The organism is Mycobacterium scrofulaceum, from assembly GCF_001667885.1.
In the GTDB taxonomy this organism is placed as follows: Bacteria; Actinomycetota; Actinomycetes; order Mycobacteriales; family Mycobacteriaceae; genus Mycobacterium; species Mycobacterium scrofulaceum_C.
Window position 1 is genome coordinate 1 of the sequence record NZ_LZJW01000042.1, and the last position, 19584, is coordinate 19584.

The following is a 19584-nucleotide window of genomic DNA, read 5'->3' on the forward strand; positions in this document are numbered from 1 at the left end:
CCGCAGGCCCAAGGGGGCGATCATCGGTTGCCTGGCCGGGTTGACGGTCGCGTTCGTGGTGCTGACCGCGCTGGCCCTGGGTGGCCGTCCCGCCGCGGCCGCGGCCCTGATTGGGACGGCCGCGATCGTGCTGTGGGGGGCGATGGCCACGGCCGTGTCGCCGATGATGCAGTCCGCGGCGATGCGCAGCGGGGCCGACGACCCCGACGGGGCGTCGGGGCTCTACGTGACGGCTTTCCAGGTGGGCATCATGGCGGGCGCGCTGGCGGGCGGGCTGCTCTACGAGCGCAGCGTCGTCCTCATGCTGACCGCGTCGGCCGGTTTGATGGCCGCCGCACTGGTCGGGGCGGCGCTCAACACCAGCGCCAAGCTGACAGAAGCCAATCCGGCTGCGTTCAGGGCGGCCGACAGCCGCCCGCGCGTCCAGCCCGACATATGCATCCTCCACGTTCGAGTTCCTGACACAGTGTGGCATAGGGCGCCCGCCAGCTAACAAATTCAGGCCCGCGTGGAGGGCGATTATACCGCCATTTTGGCCGTTGAGCTGGCTGGCTATGAATCGCGTGAGCTTGTCGGCGCAACGTCGAGCGCCTGTCGGTTGGCGGCCGCCCCGACCAGTGCGGCGGCCATCAAACCGGCCGACGCGGTCAGCATGAGGACGACGCTGCGCTCGTAGAGCAGCCCGCCCGCCAGCGCGCCCGCCATGATGCCCACCTGGAAAGCCGTCACGTAGAGCCCCGACGCCCCGTCGGGGTCGTCGGCCCCGCTGCGCATCGCCGCGGACTGCATCATCGGCGACACGGCCGTGGCCATCGCCCCCCACAGCACGATCGCGGCCGTCCCAATCAGGGCCGCGGCCGCGGCGGGACGGCCACCCAGGGCCAGCGCGGTCAGCACCACGAACGCGACCGTCAACCCGGCCAGGCAACCGATGATCGCCCCCTTGGGCCTGCGGTCCAGCGGCCGCGCCACCAGGCCGACTGCTATCACCCCGGCCACGCCATAGGCGGCCAGCACCCACGCCAGATTCGGCCCGCGCACGCCGACGACTTCGCGGATGATCTCGACGATGTAGGTGTAGGAGACGAAGTGCCCGGTCACGCCGACCATGGTGATGATGCTGACGATGATCAGCCGGCGGTTGCGGTGGTGGCGGGACCGGGGGCCCACGCACTTCAGCTGGTCCTCGGTGAGCACCATCTCCGGCAGCAGCGCCCGGGCGGCCACCGTGACGACGACGGCCGCCACGGTCACACACACCACCGCCAGGCGCCAGCCCCACATCAGGCTCATGGCCGCCGTCAACGGGCTACCGACCACCAGCGCCAGGCTGGTTCCGACGTAGATCGACATCGTCGCGCGGCCGGCGTGGCTCGGCGGCACCAGCCGCGTCGCGATCGGCGCGATGACCGACCACAGCAGCCCGTGGGTGATCGCGCACAGCACGCGACCGGCGGCCAGCACCTCGAAGGTGGGGGCCAGCGCCGAGATCATCTGGGAGATGCTCAGGCAGGTCAGGCTCAGCACCAGCACCCGGCGGCGCGGCAGGTGCGCGGTCCAGCGCACCAGCGGAATCGTGGTCAGCGCCGCCACCAGGGCGTACCACGACAGCAGGGTGCCGACGAGGACCAGGCTGACGTGCAGGTTGCGGGCGATGGCCGGCAGCGCCCCGACGGGCAGGATCTCGGCGGTCACGTAGGTGAAGGCCGCCGCCGCCAGCACCACAAGCTGGGCCGCGACCCGTGGCGTCCACGTTCGGGCGGCAGCGTTGGTTTCGGCAGTCATGGCGTCGGTATCGGCCGGGCTACCCAGTTCCTGGGTTGTCGCGCCTAATGCGATCACACTGCCTTACCGTACGGACTGCAAGTACGGCTCCCCCCTTATTGGGTCCGCAAGCCGGGTCTCAACTCGGTCACCAATCAGGAACGAACGAGGCGTGCGATGGCGGCGGAGGCCTCGGCCAGCTTCTGGTCGGCGTCGTCGCCGCCCTCGGCCACGGCACGGGTGACGCAGTGGTTGAGGTGCTCGTCGAGCAGGTTCAGGGCGACCGATCGCAGCGCGCTGTTGACGGCGCTGATCTGGGTGAGGACGTCGATGCAGTACTTGTCTTCTTCGATCATCCGCGCGATGCCACGCACCTGGCCCTCGATGCGCCGCAGCCGCTTGGCGTAGTTGTCCTTCTGCTGCGAATATCCGTGCGCGTTCGTCATCGTGTCCTTCATTCCTACCCATCCGCACCCGCCGCGCGTGGCGGGCCGGCGTCCCGGAACCACTTTATACCCCGCCCGGGTATGACCCGCGCATTTGCCGTCCGGCCTGCTCACGCATACTTGCAGGATGTCCACACCACGCGATGCGACCGGAGTCACCGACATCAAACCGCGCAGTCGTGACGTAACCGACGGCCTGGAGAAGGCCGCCGCGCGCGGCATGCTGCGCGCGGTCGGCATGGGTGACGAGGACTTCGCCAAACCGCAGATCGGGGTGGCGTCATCGTGGAACGAGATCACTCCGTGCAACCTCTCGCTGGACCGACTGGCCAAGGCGGTGAAGGAGGGGGTGTTCGCGGCCGGTGGCTTCCCGCTGGAGTTCGGGACGATCTCGGTGTCCGACGGCATCTCGATGGGCCACGAGGGGATGCACTTCTCCCTCGTCTCGCGCGAGGTGATCGCCGACAGCGTGGAGACCGTGATGCAAGCCGAGCGCCTCGACGGCTCGGTGCTGCTGGCCGGCTGCGACAAGTCGCTGCCCGGCATGCTGATGGCCGCCGCACGCCTGGACCTGGCGGCGGTGTTCCTCTACGCGGGGTCGATCCTGCCGGGGCGGGCCAAGCTGTCCGACGGCACCGAACGCGAGGTCACCATCATCGACGCGTTCGAGGCGGTGGGCGCGTGCGCGCGCGGGCTCATGCCCCGGGAGGACGTCGACGCCATCGAACGCGCGATCTGCCCCAGCGAGGGCGCTTGCGGCGGCATGTACACCGCCAACACCATGGCCAGCGCCGCGGAGGCGCTCGGCATGTCACTGCCCGGCAGCGCGGCGCCGCCAGCGACCGATTACCGCCGCGACGGGTACGCCCGCCGCAGCGGTGCGGCCGTCGTCGAGTTGCTGCGCCGCGGCATCACCGCCCGCGACATCCTCACCAAGGAGGCGTTCGAGAACGCGATCGCGGTGGTGATGGCGTTCGGCGGTTCGACCAACGCCGTGCTGCACCTTTTGGCGATCGCGCACGAGGCCGACGTGGAGCTGTCGCTCGACGACTTCAGCCGGATCGGTTCGAAGGTTCCGCACCTGGCCGACGTCAAGCCGTTCGGCCGCCACGTGATGTCGCATGTCGATCAGATCGGTGGCGTGCCGGTGGCGATGAAGGCGCTGCTGGATGCCGGCCTGCTGCACGGGGATTGCCTGACGGTGACGGGTCAGACCGTCGCCGAGAACCTGGCCGCGATCGACCCGCCCGACCCGGACGGCAAGGTGCTGCGCGCGCTGGACAACCCCATCCACCCGACAGGGGGCATCACCATACTGCGCGGATCGCTGGCGCCCGAGGGGGCGGTGGTCAAGTCGGCCGGTTTCGACTCGCAGGTGTTCGAGGGCACCGCAAGGGTTTTCGACGGCGAGCGGGCCGCGCTGGACGCCCTCGAGGACGGGACGATCACCAAGGGTGACGCCGTCGTGATCCGCTACGAGGGCCCCAAGGGCGGTCCGGGCATGCGCGAGATGCTCGCCATCACCGGCGCCATCAAGGGCGCGGGCCTGGGCAAGGACGTGCTGCTGCTGACCGACGGCCGGTTCTCCGGCGGGACGACCGGGCTGTGCGTGGGGCACATCGCGCCGGAGGCGGTCGACGCCGGGCCGATCGCCTTCCTGCGCGACGGCGACCCAATTCGCCTGGACGTGGCGAACCGCGTGCTGGACGTGTTGGTCGACGCGGCCGAATTCGATTCCCGACGAGAGGGTTTCACCCCTCCCCCGCCGCGCTACAAGACCGGCGTACTGGCCAAGTACGTCAAGTTGGTGAGTACGGCGGCGAACGGTGCGGTCTGCGGGTAGCCCCGATCACCGCCGCGCTCAACGGATTTGGAGTTTATGCCCGGGTAGCCGCCGCGCGTGTGCGCCTGCCGAAGTAAGCGGCGTTGAGACCCAACAGGGTCAGCAACGCACCCGCGACCACGTTCGACCACATCATGCCGGTGGTCAGCGTGACGCCCTGCAGGATCCACGGCGACGCGATGACCCAGACGCCGAGCACCGGCATCGTCCAGGTCAACCCGTGTGCGCGGTCGAGCGCCGTCGCGAACCCGTACGCCAAGAAGGCCGCCGCGATCCCGGCGATCAGGTTGGACGTGGCAAGCGATCCCGTGGCGCTGAATCCCACCAGCCACGGTGACGCGGCCACGTACAGGCCCGTCAGCAGCGCCAGCCCGAAGGTGACGTGCGCACTCATCGACTCGGCGGCGCGGTCGTAATTCGCGCGCAGAGCCAACAAGTCGGGGTGGTGATCGATTGATGAATGGACTGTACTCATTTTGTGACCTTTCTGTTATGCAGCAAGCCTTTTGAGCCGTCTGCACCCATCCATCTGCCATCAAGATTACGCTCGAGCCCCGCACGCCAGCAACGAAATCCAGCCCGCCGGAAGCCGGATCGACCGCCCGCGTAGCGTCGTAGGACATGGACGTCGCGGACCGCCTGCGCCTGGACGTCCCGGTGGCGCAGGCCGGCATGGGCGGTGGCCTGGCCGGCCCCGAACTGGCCGCCGCGGTCGCCGAGGCGGGCGGCCTGGGCACCTTGGGCATCGCCACGCCCGGCCGATTGCGCGCGTCCATCGATGAGGTGCGGGAGCGGGCACCGGGCCGCGCGGTCGCGGTAAACCTGTTGCTGCACTTCGTTCATCGCGGGCACGTCGCGGTCTGCGTCGACGCCGGAGTCGACGCCGTCGTGCTGGCGTTCGGCGAAAAGCGGGGACTCGTGCGGCACCTTCGCGACGCCGGCATTTTCGTCTTCGTGATGGTCGGCACCTCGGGGCAGGCCCGCGCCGCCATCGATTGGGGCGCCGACGGTTTGATCGCTCAGGGGCGTGAGGCCGGCGGCCACCTCGTCGGAACGATGCCGGCGCTGCAGTTCCTCCCGCAGGCGCTGGCCGTCGCGGGCCACCGACCGGTGTTCCTCGCCGGCGGCATCGCCACCGGCGCCGACACCCGCGCCGCCCTGGCTGCGGGCGCCGGCGGGGTGGTCGCGGGGACGCGCTTCCTGATGACGCACGAAGCAAACGCCAACCGGGAGTATCAGCGGCGAGTGGCCAACGCGGACAAGACGATCGAGACCAATCTGTTCGGCCTGAGCTGGCCGCTGCGTCATCGCGTCGTGCCCAACGCCGCGACGCGGCGCTGGTGCCGAGCCGACGGCCGGGCAAAGGCGTTGCCGGCGGCCATCAATGCGATGAGCCGCCCGATGGCCGCGCTGGGCTATTTCGACGCCGGCGCTTTGATGCGCCTGCAGTCACCGGCCCGGCCGTTGCTCACACCGCTCGCGCCGCTCGCCGGTATGCCCGACGCGTGGGTGGACCGTGCGGCGCTGTACGCCGGCGAAACCGCTTTGCGCATCGGCGAACTCAGTTCCGCCGCGCAAGCGGTCGCCGAGCTCAGCCCTCGTTAGCGCACCAGCGCGAGCGCAAAGCCGTCCCAGCGCTTGGCCCCGACCGTTTGGATCACGGCCGTGTCCAGTCGTGGGTGCTCGCCCATCAGCTGCAACGTTTCGCGGACCGCCTGCGCCTGCGCGTTGTGCTGCGGGTCCAGGATCTGCCCTTCGCGAACCACGTTGTCCGCCACGATGACTGCGCCGGGGCGGGCCAGCCGGACGGCCCACTCCAGGTATTCGACGTAGTTCTCTTTGTCCGCGTCGATGAAGACCAAGTCGAACGGGCCGCCGCCCAATGTCGGCAACGTGTCCAGCGCCGCTCCGACGACCACCTCCACCCGGTCGGCGACACCGGCGCGCTCCAGGTTGGCCCGGGCCACCTCCGCGTGCCTGGGTTCGTATTCCAGAGTCACCACCCGGCCCTGCGGGCCGGCGCCGCGGGCCAGCCAGATGGTGCTGAAGCCGCCCAGCGTGCCGATCTCGAGGATGCGGTGCGCCTGGAGGGCGCCGGCCAGCAGGCTCAGGAACTTGCCCTGCTGGGCCGACACGGCGATCTGCGGCAGGCCGGCCGCGTCGCTGGCCTCGACCGCCGCGCTCAGTGCCGGATCGTCACCGATCACGGTGTCGTTCAGAAAGTCGTCGACGTCTTGGGGCGTGGGGTTCTGGGTCATGCCACCAAGCTAGCCGCGCGGCGCGGCGCCGGCCGCGGCGGTATCGGACCGGTCACGGTCGTTTACGTATACCCATGGGGGGTATATAGTGAGCGGCGTGGTCGATCACAGCCGTAAGGGATCACAACAGAGAAATGGGTGAGTGAAATGGCAAATTACGAAGCAGGCACCGAGTTGACCTGCGGCCACGAGGGCTGCGGGTGTCGCGTTCGCATCGAGGTCCCCTGCCACTGCTCCGGTTCGGGTGAGCCGTACCGCTGCACCTGCGGCGACGCGCTGACCCCGGTCAAGTAGTCCGCGCCTCTTCGCGTCGAGTGTGCGTCCGGGGCGGCGACACGCCGGGGCCGGAAACCCTGAGCGCACGGCCAAAGCCCTGAACGCACACTCGATGCGGCCGGCGAGCCGCGATCAGCGCCCGAACGTACGGCCGGCGAGCGCGACCGTGCCGCTGAGCCGCGGCGTGACCGCCGACGTGCCGACCGCAACCCGATAATCGCCCGCACCGATGCGCCAGCGTCCGACCCCGCCGTCGTAGCGTGCGAGGAGGCGCGGATCCGCCTCGACGGTCACTCGGCAGCGGGCGCCGGGTTCCAGCTCGACCCGCTCGAATCCCAGCAACCGCAGGCATGGCCCCTCGGGGGTGCCGGTGAGATAGAGCTGCGGGACGTCGGCACCAGCGCGGCCGCCCACGTTGACCACGCTGAAGCTGGCGGTCAGCGTGTCTCCGCCGCCGACCGTCAGGTCTTGGTAGTCAAAATTGGTGTAGGACAAGCCATGTCCGAAGGCAAACGCCGGCGTCGCCCCGGTGGCGGCGAACCAGCGGTAGCCGACGTCGGACCCCTCGACATACTCGATCGTGCTCGGCTCCCCCCACGCGGCGCCGAGGCCGGGCAGTTCCGGGCGCGGCGTCTGGCGCAAGTCGGTCGGGAAGGTGATCGGTAGGCGTCCCGACGGATTGACCCGCCCGGCAAGGATTTCCGCGATGGCCTGCGCGCCGGCCTGACCCGGATACCAGGCCTGCATGATGGCCGCCACCGAGTCACGCCAGGGCATGGTCACCGGGTTGCCGGTCTGCAGCACCACGACGGTGTTCGGGTTGGCCGCGGACACGGCGGTGATCAACGCGTCCTGCCCCTGCGGCAGCGACAGGTCGGCGATGTCGAACCCTTCCCCCTCGGCCCGAACGGCGAACACGATCGCGATGTCGGCGTGCCGCGCCGCGATCACCGCCTCCGCGGGACTGATGCCGGGGTCGAATTCGATGTGTGCGTGGGGGAACTGCTTTCGCAGCTCGTCGAGCGGGCTCGACGGCAGCAGGTGCAGCTTTCGCAGCCCGGCCTCCAGTCCGGCGCCACCGATCGGAATCACGGCCGCGTAGCCGCCCGGCGGAACGACGGCGCTCGAGCCGTAGCCGGCCGGCACCCCCACGTTCGCGTATCCGCCGATGACGGCGATGCGTGCGGTCGACTCCGGAGCCAGGGGCAGCAGCCCGCGGTTGGCCAGCAGCACCATCCCCTGCCGGGCGATCCGCAACGCAATCTCGTTGTGGGCGGCCAGATCCGGTGCGGGCGCGGTGTCGGCCCGGTCGACGCCGACCGCGAACACCGACCGCAGGATCCGCCGGACCATGTCGGAGAGGCGTTCGTCGCTCAGCCTGCCGTCGGCATGTGCGGCCCGCAGGGGCGCGCCGAAGGCTTCGCCCTGCCACAACAGCGCGTCGATCTGTGCCCCGCATTCTTGGTCGAGGCCGCCGAGCGCGCACTCCCACGATGGCGTGGCCCCCCAGTCGGACATGACCCAGCCCTGGTATCCCCAGGCGCCTTTGAGCACGCGGTTGATCAGGACGTCGTTGGCGGCGGCGTAGGTGCCGTTGACCTTGTTGTAGGCGGTCATCACGGCGCCCGGCCGCGCGCGCTCGATGGCCATTTCGAAGGCCAGCAGGTCGGATTCGCGATGCGCGTCGGGGTCGATGACGGCGTCCAAGAAGTGCCGATTGGTTTCGTTGCAGTTCAGCGAGTAGTGCTTGACGGTCGAGATGACGTGTTGTTGCTGGATGCCGATGATCGACTCCGCGGCGATCGTCGCGGTCAAAAGCGGGTCCTCGGAAAGGTATTCGAAGTTGCGCCCGTTCCACGGGTCACGCGCGAGGTTCATCGCTCCGGCGAGCTGCACGTTGAACCCGCGGCTGCGAGCCTCCCGGCCGATCACCTCGCCCGCCGCGCGGGCGAGCGCTGGATTGAAGCTGGCCGACAGCGCCAGCCCGGCGGGCAGCGCGGTCGCGGTGTCGCCCGGGCGGTAACCGGGGTTGGTCACGCCGAGGCCGGCGTCGCTCATCAGCAACGCCGGGATGCCGAGCCGCGGAACGCCGGGGACGTAACCGGCGCTCATCGGGACGCCCGGTGGGATGCGCTCGTCGCGCACCGGCCACATGTCACCGGCCCCCATCACGCCGACCAGCAGCGAGAATCGCTCGTCGTCGGTCAGCTGGGCCTCGACCTCGCGCGCCCGGGCGTCCGCGTCGTCGCCGAACGAGCTCACCGCACGCCCTCTTTGGCGTAGACGACGCGCAGCACGTGCCCGAGCTCCGGGCCCATCACCAGCTCCGCCAGCTCGCCGAACGTCGCGACGAACTCCGGGCCGTGCGGCGGCTCGGCCTGACACAGGTGGTGAGCGACCTCGTGCAGCACCACTAGTTCGCGTAGCGCCCAGTCGGCGGTGTCGCGGTCGGGAACCGCGATTACGCCTGTGCCGTCGCGGGATTCATAGTGGGCCGCGGTGGCGGCCCGTCGCGGCCGCACCCGCAACGGCGGGACGGAAGGCCACCGCCGGCGCACCGCCGGCAACGCAAGCACCTGGTCAACATAGCGCTGTGCGGCCGAAACCGAGCCGAATCGTCCCTCCGGCGGCAGCGTGAGCTGGGCGCCGAAGAAGTCCACGACCGGCGATCCGTGCTCGGCGGCGCGGTCGAACAGCGTCCGGACGAACTCCTCGGCCGCGTAAACCCTGGCCCGCTGGGAGTCCCTCTTGGCGGAGCGCCCCGGGCTCACCGGCCCAACGGGGTGCGCGCGCCCGGCAGTTCGGGGCTGCTGCCCAGCCGCGCCCGCCGGCCGGCCCGATCCCCCGCGCGCCGCGCGGCCGAGGAATAGCCGGCCGTGGCCCGGCTGACCTGATAGGTGCCGCGCGCCTTCGACGCGCTGCGGTAGTAGTCGCGCAGCTCGACGTCCTTGTCCCGCAACGCAATCGCCGTGCCGGGCGGGCGACGGCGGTCCTTGGTGGCCTCGCGCCGGGCCTCGTCGCGGGCCTCCGCCAGGCGCTGGCCGACGCGCGCACCGAAGGCCAGCTGGAAGTTCAGCCGCGCGGTGATGGTGGGTGTCGGCCGGTGTGCGCCCGACGCCAGGTACGCGTCCGACGCCCGCACCATCTGGACGACCAGGCTGGCGTACAAGGCGTGGGTGGCGTCGATGTCCTCGGCGAACCCGTAGGCGTAGACGAACGTCGAGTTCGATGCCACGTCACAGCGCACGTCGTTGGCCATCGCGATCAACACGAACAGCTGCACATAGGTCCGCAGCCCTCTGGTGCCGGCGTTCCCGATGGTGATGGTCCGCTGCGTCGGGGCCTGCGCCGGCGATCGGTTCGCCGCATGGGACCGCGCCACCGCCAAGTCGATGGATGACGCCGTGGCCAGCCGCTGCGCGGCGCTCATGAAGGCCTCCGCCTCGTGCGGGTTGTCGGTGCCTTCGGCCTGACGCAACAGTGCGGCGATGCGGGCCAGCATTTTGTCGTCGGTCATATGCGCCAAAATACGGGAGCGTTACGACACTTCCGCCTCAGAGCCGAGCGGTGATCCAGGAGACCACGTCACCGAGCACCTGGTCGCGCTCCGGCTCGTTGAAGACCTCGTGGTACAGACCGGGGTAGACCTTCAGTTCGACGTCGGTGGACCCGACACATTCGACCAGGCGCCGGCTGCCCGCAACGGGGATCAGGCGGTCGTCGGAGCCGTGCACCACCAGCAGCGGCGCCGTCAGCGCCGGTGCGCGCTGCGGCATGGTCTCGCCGACCTGCAGGAGGGCGCGACCGATGCCGGCCGGAACCTTCCCGTGGTACACCAGCGGATCGCTCTTGTAGGCCGCCACCACCTCCGGGTCCCGGGAGATGGCGTCGACGTCCAGCTCCTGCACCGGCAGTCCGGGCACCAGGGCGCCGAGCACCCGCGCGGCCAGCGCCATCAGCGGCGACACCTGGTCCTGCGCGGCCACCGCGGGCCCCGACAGCACCATCAGGTCGTAGCTGTCGGGCCGTTCGACGCCGTAGGCGAACACGATGCCGCCGCCCATGCTGTGCCCGAGCACGATGCATTTGAGGCCGGGGTTCTCCCGGGTGGCGATCCGCACCAGGCTGTCGAAGTCCGCCGTGTATTCGGAGATGTCGCGCACCAGCACCCGCTTGCCACCCGAACGGCCATGCCCGCGATGATCCAGCGCGTAGGTGACCAGGCCCGCCTGGCCGAAACACTCCGCGACGTGGTCGTAGCGGCGGGCATACTCGCCGAGACCGTGCGACAGCACGACCACCGCCCGCGGCGCGGTGTCCGGCGTCCAGACGTCGTAGACGATGCGCACTCCACCGAATCCGTCGAAGTTCCGTTCGGCTCGGTTCACTGCACGGTCCTAGTCATTACGGGCAGCGTAATGGCTGCCGGTGCCGGTCGCCCCGCCAGACACTGTCGTAGGCTTTCCCATCGTGGGACTGCTTGCGCAAAACGCCACAGACTCCGACCTCGCTCCCAGGGTCGGCGGTGACTTCTCGACGCACGCCGAACCGTACCGCCGCGAGCTGCTCGCCCACTGCTACCGGATGACCGGGTCGCTGCACGACGCTGAGGACCTGGTGCAGGAAACGTTGTTGCGCGCGTGGAAGGCCTACGACCGCTTCGAGGGCAAGTCCTCGATGCGGACGTGGCTGCACCGCATCGCCACCAACACCTGCCTGAGCGCGCTGGAGGGCAGGCAACGCCGGCCGCTGCCGACCGGATTGGGCGCCCCCAGCGCCGACCCGACCGCCGAACTGCAGGAGCGGGGCGAGGTGCCCTGGCTGGAGCCACTCCCGGACCTGACGAACGACCCGGCCGACCCATCGGTCATCGTGGGGTCGAAAGAGTCGGTCCGGCTGGCGTTTGTCGCTGCGCTGCAACATCTCTCACCGCGGCAGCGCGCCGTGCTGTTGCTGCGCGACGTGTTGCAGTGGAAGGCCGCCGAAGTGGCCGACGCGATCGGCACCACCACGACCGCCGTCAACAGTTTGCTGCAGCGCGCCCGGACCCAGCTGGACGCCGTCGGGCCCAGCTCGGGCGACCGGTTGGCGGCACCGGATTCCCCGGAGACCCAGGACCTGCTGGCGCGCTATATCGCCGCCTTCGAGGCCTACGACATCGACCGCCTGGTCGAACTGTTCACCGCCGAGGCCATCTGGGAGATGCCGCCGTACGTCGGGTGGTATCGCGGTGCCCGGGACATCGTCACCCTCATTCACCAGCACTGCCCCGCCGAGGATCCCGGCGACATGCGCCTGTTGCCGCTGGTCGCCAACGGTCAGCCCGCCGCCGCCATGTACATGCGTACCGGCGATCGGCACGTGCCCTTCCAGCTGCACGTGCTCGACGTGTGCGGCGGCACGGTGTCGCACGTGGTCGCCTTCCTCGACGAGAAGCTGTTCGCGAAGTTCGGGCTGCCGGAGGCGTTATGACATACATCGACGTCACGCCCGCGTCCGGAAAGCCGCTTCTGCTGTTGGGCGCGTTCGACATCGGCAGCGTCGGTTACGCCGCCGAAGAGTTCTTCGTCGCCGGCACGGCCTCGGCCTACGCGCCGAAGGGCGAGCTCGGCCCGGACGGTCGCTGGGACGTAACACCCGGTGACACCGCCGATTACACGACTCGGATCGTGGCCATCACTCCCACCGATCCGGCCCGTTTCAACGGCACCGCGCTGGTCGAGTGGCTCAACGTGAGCGGCGGCATCGACGCGCCGGCCGTATGGATGATGGCGCACCGTGAAATCGTCCGCGCGGGCTACGCCTACGTCGCCGTCTCCGTGCAGAAGGTGGGGATCGACGGCGGCGCCAGCCTGCTCGGGATGGACATGTCGCTGAAGACCCAAGATCCGGCCCGCTACGGGAGCTTGCATCACCCGGGCGACGCCTACGCGTACGACATCTTCTCCCAGGCAGGCGAACTCGTCAGGGATCGGGGCGACGGCATCCTGGGCGGGCTGCATCCGCAACACGTCATCGGGATCGGCGAGTCGCAATCGGCGATGTTCCTCACCACCTACGTCAACGCCGTCGATCCGCTCGCCCAGGTTTACGACGGCTTTCTGGTGCACTCCCGATTCGGGCCCGCCGCACCACTCGACGGTGTCTCGCTGATCGAGGGTTTGGAATCCTCCCGGGGGTCGCAACAGGCGGTGAAGTTCCGTCCGGACCTGCGCGTCCCGCTGCTCGCGGTCATCACCGAGACCGACCTGTTCGGCCATGTGCCGCTTGGCTATTACTCGGCGCGGCAACCCGACAACGACATGTTGCGGGTGTGGGAGATTCCCGGCGCCGCCCACGCCGACAACTACACCATTCAGGTGGCCCCGATCGACTCCGGTTCGGCCCCGCTGGCCGACATCGTGGCCGCCTACGCGCCGACCAACATGCTGATGGGTCAGGAACTCGACCACTACATCAACTTCGGCCCGCAGCACCACTACGTGGTGCAGGCCGCGGTGGCCGCGCTCGACGGGTGGGTCCGCACCGGCGAGCCGGCGCCGTCCGCCGCGCCGATCGCCATGAGCGAGTCCGAGTCACCCCAGCTTCTGCTCGACGCCAACGGCCTTGCCCGCGGCGGCATCCGGAGCCCCTGGGTCGACGTGCCGGTCGCCCGCACGTCCGGCGTCACCACGGACGAAAACCTGATGGCCGCGATCTTCGGGTCCGGTGAACCCTTCGACACCGACACGGTGGGCCGCCTCTACCCGGGCGGCAAAGCGGAGTACCTGGAGCGTTTCACCGCCGCGCTCGACGAGGCCATCGACGCTCGCTTCATCCTGCCTGCTGACCGCACCGAGATCCTGGCGCTGGCCGACGCGACATACCCCGGCGGCAGCGCCTAGAACAGCCGGCTGTCCGGTGCGGGCCCCGGCACCGGTCGGACCAGGCCCGCCCCGGTGACCAGCGGCAGATCCAGCGCCGAGAGCAGCCCGGGCGGGGCCGCGCACACCGCCGGGATGGCATTGACCATCCGCGAGGCGCCCGCGATGCGAGCACCCAGGTCGTGGTCGTGGTCTTCGGCCATCTCGAATTCACACCGCATCGCGGGCGATCCCTCGATCTCCACCCGATAGAGGCCGCGTCCGGAGGCCTGCCCGTAGCCGAGGTCTTTCGGAGGGATCGAGATGTGAGGTTGCGGCCAGTCCGGCGCGATGTCGTCGCGCATCCGCGTGACGTGGTCGAGGACGAAAGTCGGCTTGCCGCCGACGTATCCGGTCAGCGTGGAGCGCATGGCAGCGATCGTCCCGGCGGCGATGTGGCCGGTGGGTGTGTCGAAGGATTCGGTGGCGGGGATGCGTTCGTTGCTTTCCTCGATGTCGTCGATCTTGACGCCCAGACCGGCGGCGAGCTGATGCAGGACCGGCCCCCAGCCGAAGGTGAACATTCCCGGTTGGGCCGCGAACGCCTGGTACTCCGGGGGCTTGCCGAATCCCAGGATCTCGTACACCGCGGCCTGATCCGGGTACGTGGCGTAGTTGAACATCTCCGTCACCCGGACCGACTCGATGACGCGTGAGACGCCCGTGAGCACCAGCGGCAGAACGTCATTGGCGAACCCGGAGTCGATGCCGGTGGTGAAGAACGACGCACCGCCGTCGAGCGCGGCCTGCCGCAGCGGGTCGGTGAACGCCGCGTCGACACCGTCGGGAAAGACCAGCGGCACAACCGAACACGACACCACGTTCTTACCCGCGCGCAGGATCGAGACCATGTCCCCGACGGCCTCCAGCGGCCGCAGGTTGGCGCCGGCGGCGTACACCACCGCGTCGGCGTCGCCGGCGAGCAGCGCCGACGGGTCCTGGGTGGCGGTCACCCCGACCGGCGCGATCCCGCACAACTCCCCCGCGTCGCGCCCCGCCTTGGCGTCGCTGTGCACGACGACGTCGACCAGTTCCAGCTCCGGGTGGTCGATCACGCCGCGCAAGGCGATCACCCCCATCGAGCCCGGCCCCCACACTCCCACCTTGATCACTGCGGATCATCTCCTAATATTAGGACGCATACGATTAGAATTTGGACGGATCGTAGGGAGGTGAGCATCGGTACGTCAACCGCCAAATCGCCGCCCACCGGTCGGGTCGTCGACGTGCTTGCGGCGCTTGCGGATTCGCCGACGGGACTGACGTCCGCCGAGGTGGCGAAGCGCTGCGCGATCAGCACGTCCACCTGCGCCCTGGTGCTGGCCGAACTGGAAGGGCGCGCCTGGGTGGCGCGCCGCGAAGATCGCCGCTACGTGCTGGGCAGCGGCCTCTTCGGATTGGTTCACGGACTGCGGGCGCAGTTCCCGCTGCTGGACCGGGGCCGCGACGCCCTGCGTTTTCTGCATGACACGCTCGGCGCCGGTTGCTCCATGTCGAAGATCGGCGGGCGGCACCTGATCACCGTGGACGCGGTCGGCCACGGGACCGACGGCGGGCAAGCCGTCGGCCAGCGCTTCCCCATCGACCCGCCGTTCGGCCTGGTCGCCATGGCCTGGCGCGACGACGAATTCGTCCGGACCTGGCTGCACCGGGTGATGCCGCGGCTGACCCGGGCGGAAGTCGCCGAACACCAACGGGTGCTCGCCGACATTCGCGCCCGTGGGTACGGCGCGTGGCGATTCGACGACACCCACCAGTCGCTCCACGATCGGCTGACGGAGGTGCTGGCCTCCCTGGAGCCGACGGCGAGGGTGACCCGCCAGCTCACCACGCTGATGACGATGGTGACGCTGCAGTCCGTCACCGATGCGCTCGAAACCGACTTGGCGGCAGCCGAATTCGTCGTGCTGCCGATCTTCGGGCCGGACGGCCAGCCCGAGTATCAGATCGAGATCCACCTGGGCCGCTCGCCCGGGCTGACCCTGCCCGAGCTCGACGCCGCGCTTCGGCATGCCCAGGGGATGCTCGCCGCGACCGTGTCCTAGAGCCCGCGGGTCGGATTAGGCTGGGCGCATGGCAGCCCACGCGGACGTTCGGCGAGCGGCCGAGCGGGCCGTCACCACGACGCCCTGGCTGACATCGCGGCACTCGTTCTCGTTCGGCGATCATTACGACCCGGAGAACACCCACCACGGATTGCTGTTGGTGAACAACGACGACATCGTCGCGCCCGGAACCGGATTCGGCACGCATCCGCACCGGGACATGGAGATCGTGACGTGGGTCATGCGGGGTCGACTGGCGCACCGGGATTCCATCGGCAATCATGGTGTGATCTATCCGGGTCTGGCCCAGCGCATGTCGGCGGGTAGCGGGATCCTGCATTCGGAGGAGAACGACTCATCAACGGAGCCAGTGCATTTCGTGCAGATGTGGGTGGCGCCGGACGAGGCGGGCATCGCCCCGGGCTATCAACAGCACGAAATCGACGCGGAGATGTTGGACGGCACGCTCGTGCCGGTCGCCTCGGGTATCCCCGGTCGGGACGGGGCGATTTTCCTGCACAACCGCAGTGCCGCCCTGCACGTCGCGCGGTTGCGGGCCGGTGACTCCGTGCTGCTCCCGCAGGCGCCCTACCTGCACCTCTTCGCGGCGCGGGGCGCAATCACCTGCGAGGGCGTCGGCGACCTGCACGAGGGTGACGCCGTTCGGTTCACCGACGCCGGCGGCACGCGGGTGACGGCGGACGAGCCGGCGGAACTATTGGTCTGGGAGATGCACGCGAAACTGGGCGCCACGAGCCCATAGAGTGGGCGTGACAGACAGGAGCCGGCATGTCTCAATCGCGGCCGCAGCACGCGGCGCCCCGCCCTGACCGGAACATCAAGGCGGTCCGGACCGTGCGGTTCTGGGCGGCGCCGCTGGTCATCACGCTGGCCCTGATGTCGGCGTTGTGCGCGCTTTACCTCGGCGGCATCTTGAACCCGATGACCAACCTGCGGCACTTCCCCATCGCGGTGGTGAACGAGGACGCCGGGCCGGCCGGCGCGGAACTCACCGGCCGCCTGGTCAACGGCCTGGACAAGAACAAGTTCGACGTCCGGGTGCTCAGCCGCGACGCCGCCAAACACCAGTTGAACACCGGGCACGTGTACGGCTCGGTGCTGATACCGCCCAGCTTCTCGTCGAAGCTGCGCGATCTGGGCGCCAGCGCGGTGTCGCCCGGTCCCGCGGAACGGCCGGTGATCACGATCTCGACGAACCCGCGGGCCGGCACGCTCGGCTCCAGCATCGCCGCCCAGACGCTCAACATGGCGATGGGCGTGGCGAATGGTGAAGTGGGCGAACGACTCCTCGCGCAGGTCAAGGCGCAGACCGGCGGCGCGCCGCTGGCCGGGGCCGCCGAAGAGGGCCTGTCGACGCCGATCGAGATCGAGTCGACGGTGTACAACCCGCTGCCCGAGGGCACCGGCAACGGGCTGTCGGCCTTCTATTACGCGCTCTTGCTGCTGCTCGCGGGGTTCACCGGCAGCATCGTGGTCAGCACCCTGGTCGACGCGTTACTGGGTTACGTACCAGCCGAATTCGGCCCGGTGTACCGCCTGGCCGAGCAGGTCAAGATTTCGCGATTCCAGACGCTGCTGCTCAAGTGGGCGATCATGGTGCTGCTGGGGTTGCTCACCTCGGCGGTCTATCTCGCGATCGCCCACGGGCTCGGCATGCCCATCGACCTCGGCTGGCAACTCTGGGCATACGGGGTGTTCGCGATCGCCGCGGTGGGCATCACGTCGAGTTCGTTGCTCTCCGTGCTGGGTACCGGCGGCCTGCTGGTCAGCATGTTGATCTTCGTGATCCTCGGGTTGCCCTCGGCGGGCGCCACCGTGCCCCTGGAGGCGACGCCGACCTTCTTCCGCTGGCTGGCCGAATTCGAGCCGATGCACCAGGTCTTCCTGGGCACCCGGTCGCTGCTGTACTTCAAGGGGCAGGCGGACACCGGCATCTCGCAGGCGCTGATCATGACGACGATCGGCCTGGCGATCGGGCTGCTGCTGGGCGGCATCGTCACGCACCTGTACGACCGCAAGGGATTCCACCGGATACCTGGCGCCGTCGAGATGGCGATCGCGATGGAACACCAGGCGCAGCACAAGGCGCGGCAGGGCAAGCGCGAGCGGACCGGCACCGCCACCGCCACCGAGCCGGAGACCGCTAGCGAAAGCCCAAGCGAGCAAACGTAATTCGACCGCCGCCCGAGCGTCATCCGCCCGTTATCTAAATTGACAGTGTGACGGATGTGACTGATGATGTTTTTGTTGCATCCAGATTCGGGCGGAAAGGGCGATCGTGCTGACCCGACGCGCCAGCTTGCGCCGGCTGGTGGCCGGCTGCACCGCCATCGTCGCCGGCGCGGCCCTTGCGTGGACCGCCGGACTGCCGGTCGCGCACGCCGCCGACGGCCGCGATCTGCTGGCCAACGCCATCAACACCACCAAGGGCTCCTACCTGGTCTACAACTTCGGCCCCGGCCATCCCACCCCGATGCTCAACGCCGGCGGCAGCTGGTACGAGATGAACAACGGCGGCCACCTGATGATCATCAAGAACGCCGCGGGCCGGCTTTCGCCCCACCTGCTGGTGGACACGCACCAGGGCGATCAGGCGCGCTGCGAGAACAACCCCGGTGCCCGCACCGGGGAAGGGCTCTGGCAGGCCTCCGAACTGTATGCGCCGCTGCAGGCGTGGCAGCGGATGGGCCAGCCCACCATCGCGATTAACGCGAACTTCTTCGACGTGCGCGGGCAGAAAGCCGGCTCATGGCGACAGACCGGCTGCAGCTCGCCGCTGGGCGCCTTCGTCGACAACACCAACGGTCAGGGCCGCGCCAACCAGGCCGTCACCGGCACCGTGGCCTACCCCGGCAAGCAGGGCCTCTCGGGCGGCGGCGAAAGCTGGAGCGCCCTGACGACGATGATCCTGCCGTCGGGCGGCGCCCCCTATGTGGTGTGGCCCCGGAGCAAGAGCGACTACGACTCCGCCACCCCGGTGGTCCAGGATCTGCTCAACAAGAACGAGCGGTTCGTCGCGGTCTCCGGGATCGGGCTGCTGGCGCCCGGCAACACCGGGCAGCTGCACGACGGCGGACCCAGCGCCGCGCGAACGGCTTTGGCGTACGCGCGGCAGAAGGACGAGATGTACATATTCGAAGGCGGCAGCTACACCCCGGACAACATGCAGGACCTGTTCCGCGGGCTGGGTAGTGACAACGCCGTTCTGCTCGACGGGGGCGGGTCGTCGGCCATCGTGCTGCGCCGCGACACCGGCGGCATGTGGGCCGGCGCGGGCTCGCCGCGCGGATCGTGCGACACCCGGCAGGTGCTCTGCGATTCGCACGAGCGCGCGCTGCCCAGCTGGCTCGCCTTCAACTAGCTCGGCCCGAAGCGGAAGATCAGCAGGCTGGCCGCCACCACCGCGGCAGTGACGGCGAACACCGGTGCGACGACGAACCGCGACATCGACGCCCCCAGGAAGGCGCCCGCGCACATGGTCAGCACGACGCTGAGGCGCAACGCTTGACGCTCGCCCGATCCGCCGGCCAAGCGGCTGTCCAGACCGAGGCTGACGATCGTCGACGTCAGCACCGTGGTGGACAGTTCCTGGATGCCGAACTGGCGGGCGCTCGAGTGCTGCAGGCCGAACGTGACCGCCAGGACGCCGATCATGATCAGCTTGGTGTTGTTGTGATAGTGCAGGATTCCCGCGCCCGCCAGGATCGCCAAAGTCACCAGAAGGGTGATCTCCGTTGCCAATACGGTGGTGATCCACTGCCGCGTCCGGTCGGCGAAGTGCCGCGATATCCGGCCGCTGAGGATCGTGGTGCACACGAACATGGGCAAGGCGACCACGACCGCGGTCAGGTCGATGCTCGTCCTGGGCGCCAGCCAAAAGCCGAGGAAGATCACGTTTCCCGTCATGTTGGCGACGAAGACGTGGCCGAGCACCAGGATGCTGATCGAGTCCGCGAGGCCGGTGGCGAAGGTCAGCAGCAACAGGGCCGCGACGGTCGATCGCTCCGACACCGGCGAGGTAACGGCCAT

18 protein-coding genes and 2 pseudogenes are annotated in these 19584 nt (G+C 69.3%); 10 read left to right on the forward strand and 10 right to left on the reverse strand.

Annotated elements, in window-relative coordinates; translation table 11 throughout:
- Positions 1-358 (forward strand): annotated as a pseudogene (locus A5681_RS04865) (MFS transporter); the annotation flags it as partial.
- Positions 359-552: 194 nt separating this feature from the next.
- Here A5681_RS04865 and A5681_RS04870 read toward each other — a convergent pair.
- Both A5681_RS04870 and A5681_RS04875 read right to left on the reverse strand, forming a co-directional pair.
- The gene (locus A5681_RS04870) at positions 553-1785 is read right to left on the reverse strand and encodes an MFS transporter (protein WP_067269943.1); all 1233 of its coding nucleotides are present in this window, start codon (positions 1783-1785) and stop codon (positions 553-555) included.
- 134 nt (positions 1786-1919) lie between these two features.
- Positions 1920-2210 carry a metal-sensitive transcriptional regulator gene (locus A5681_RS04875; protein WP_007167284.1) on the reverse strand — a complete coding sequence of 97 codons (291 nt, stop codon included), beginning with the start codon at positions 2208-2210 and terminating at the stop codon, positions 1920-1922.
- 127 nt (positions 2211-2337) lie between these two features.
- Between A5681_RS04875 and ilvD the strand changes: the two genes are divergently transcribed.
- A complete protein-coding gene (gene ilvD, locus A5681_RS04880; RefSeq protein ID WP_067269946.1) occupies positions 2338-4053 on the forward strand; it encodes a dihydroxy-acid dehydratase in 1716 nt (571 codons plus the stop codon).
- 34 nt (positions 4054-4087) lie between these two features.
- Here the strand turns inward: ilvD and A5681_RS04885 are convergent, their stop codons facing one another.
- A complete protein-coding gene (locus tag A5681_RS04885; RefSeq protein ID WP_067269948.1) occupies positions 4088-4528 on the reverse strand; it encodes an SPW repeat protein in 441 nt (146 codons plus the stop codon).
- 146 nt (positions 4529-4674) lie between these two features.
- On the opposite strand from A5681_RS04885, the gene A5681_RS04890 reads away from it, so the two are divergent.
- A complete protein-coding gene (locus tag A5681_RS04890) occupies positions 4675-5658 on the forward strand; it encodes a nitronate monooxygenase (protein WP_067269951.1) in 984 nt (327 codons plus the stop codon).
- Here A5681_RS04890 and A5681_RS04895 read toward each other — a convergent pair.
- Entirely contained in the window at positions 5655-6311 is a 657-nt protein-coding gene (locus tag A5681_RS04895) for an O-methyltransferase (RefSeq protein WP_067269953.1), read from the reverse strand. The genes A5681_RS04890 and A5681_RS04895 overlap by 4 nt on opposite strands.
- 147 nt (positions 6312-6458) lie before the next feature.
- Here A5681_RS04895 and mymT point away from each other — a divergent pair, with 147 nt between their 5' ends.
- Positions 6459-6605: a metallothionein MymT gene (gene mymT, locus A5681_RS26290; protein WP_055401173.1), complete on the forward strand. Its 147-nt coding sequence runs from the start codon at positions 6459-6461 to the stop codon at positions 6603-6605.
- Positions 6606-6719: 114 nt separating this feature from the next.
- On the opposite strand, the gene A5681_RS04900 is transcribed toward mymT, so the two are convergent.
- From A5681_RS04900 to A5681_RS04915, 4 genes are read right to left on the reverse strand one after another with little or no spacing between them, the layout of a single operon-like run.
- Positions 6720-8849 carry a beta-glucosidase gene (locus tag A5681_RS04900; protein ID WP_197498509.1) on the reverse strand — a complete coding sequence of 710 codons (2130 nt, stop codon included), beginning with the start codon at positions 8847-8849 and terminating at the stop codon, positions 6720-6722.
- Positions 8846-9358, reverse strand: coding sequence for a TIGR04338 family metallohydrolase (locus tag A5681_RS04905; protein WP_067269955.1), 513 nt, complete (start codon positions 9356-9358; stop codon positions 8846-8848). The genes A5681_RS04900 and A5681_RS04905 overlap by 4 nt, the downstream gene beginning before the upstream one ends.
- On the reverse strand, positions 9355-10104 hold the full coding sequence (locus A5681_RS04910) for a DUF2786 domain-containing protein (protein ID WP_067269957.1): 750 nt from the start codon (positions 10102-10104) through the stop codon (positions 9355-9357). The genes A5681_RS04905 and A5681_RS04910 overlap by 4 nt, the downstream gene beginning before the upstream one ends.
- 37 nt (positions 10105-10141) lie before the next feature.
- Complete coding sequence (locus A5681_RS04915) at positions 10142-10936, reverse strand: alpha/beta hydrolase (RefSeq protein WP_419866292.1); 795 nt, start codon at positions 10934-10936, stop codon at positions 10142-10144.
- On the opposite strand from A5681_RS04915, the pseudogene A5681_RS04920 reads away from it, so the two are divergent.
- Both A5681_RS04920 and A5681_RS04925 read left to right on the forward strand, forming a co-directional pair.
- A pseudogene (locus A5681_RS04920) lies at positions 10929-12059 on the forward strand (sigma-70 family RNA polymerase sigma factor). The gene A5681_RS04915 and the pseudogene A5681_RS04920 sit on opposite strands and share 8 nt — an antisense overlap.
- Positions 12056-13471: an alpha/beta hydrolase domain-containing protein gene (locus A5681_RS04925; RefSeq protein ID WP_067269963.1), complete on the forward strand. Its 1416-nt coding sequence runs from the start codon at positions 12056-12058 to the stop codon at positions 13469-13471. Before A5681_RS04920 ends, A5681_RS04925 begins: the two are co-directional and overlap by 4 nt.
- Here A5681_RS04925 and A5681_RS04930 read toward each other — a convergent pair.
- Entirely contained in the window at positions 13468-14601 is a 1134-nt protein-coding gene (locus A5681_RS04930) for a dihydrodipicolinate reductase (RefSeq protein WP_082968198.1), read from the reverse strand. The genes A5681_RS04925 and A5681_RS04930 overlap by 4 nt on opposite strands.
- Before the next feature lie 60 nt (positions 14602-14661).
- Here A5681_RS04930 and A5681_RS04935 point away from each other — a divergent pair, with 60 nt between their 5' ends.
- The 4 genes from A5681_RS04935 to A5681_RS04950 all read left to right on the forward strand — a co-directional run bounded on the left by A5681_RS04935 (position 14662) and on the right by A5681_RS04950 (position 18916).
- Positions 14662-15534 carry a MarR family transcriptional regulator gene (locus A5681_RS04935; RefSeq protein WP_067269965.1) on the forward strand — a complete coding sequence of 291 codons (873 nt, stop codon included), beginning with the start codon at positions 14662-14664 and terminating at the stop codon, positions 15532-15534.
- Between the two features lie 28 nt (positions 15535-15562).
- A complete protein-coding gene (locus A5681_RS04940) occupies positions 15563-16297 on the forward strand; it encodes a pirin family protein (RefSeq protein WP_067269968.1) in 735 nt (244 codons plus the stop codon).
- Between the two features lie 26 nt (positions 16298-16323).
- Positions 16324-17727, forward strand: a complete 1404-nt coding sequence (locus A5681_RS04945) for a YhgE/Pip domain-containing protein (protein WP_067269970.1) — start codon at positions 16324-16326, stop codon at positions 17725-17727.
- A 79-nt stretch (positions 17728-17806) separates the two neighbouring features.
- The gene (locus A5681_RS04950) at positions 17807-18916 is read left to right on the forward strand and encodes a phosphodiester glycosidase family protein (RefSeq protein WP_156737849.1); all 1110 of its coding nucleotides are present in this window, start codon (positions 17807-17809) and stop codon (positions 18914-18916) included.
- Here A5681_RS04950 and A5681_RS04955 read toward each other — a convergent pair.
- On the reverse strand, positions 18913-19584 hold the full coding sequence (locus tag A5681_RS04955) for a YoaK family protein (RefSeq protein ID WP_067269974.1): 672 nt from the start codon (positions 19582-19584) through the stop codon (positions 18913-18915). The genes A5681_RS04950 and A5681_RS04955 overlap by 4 nt on opposite strands.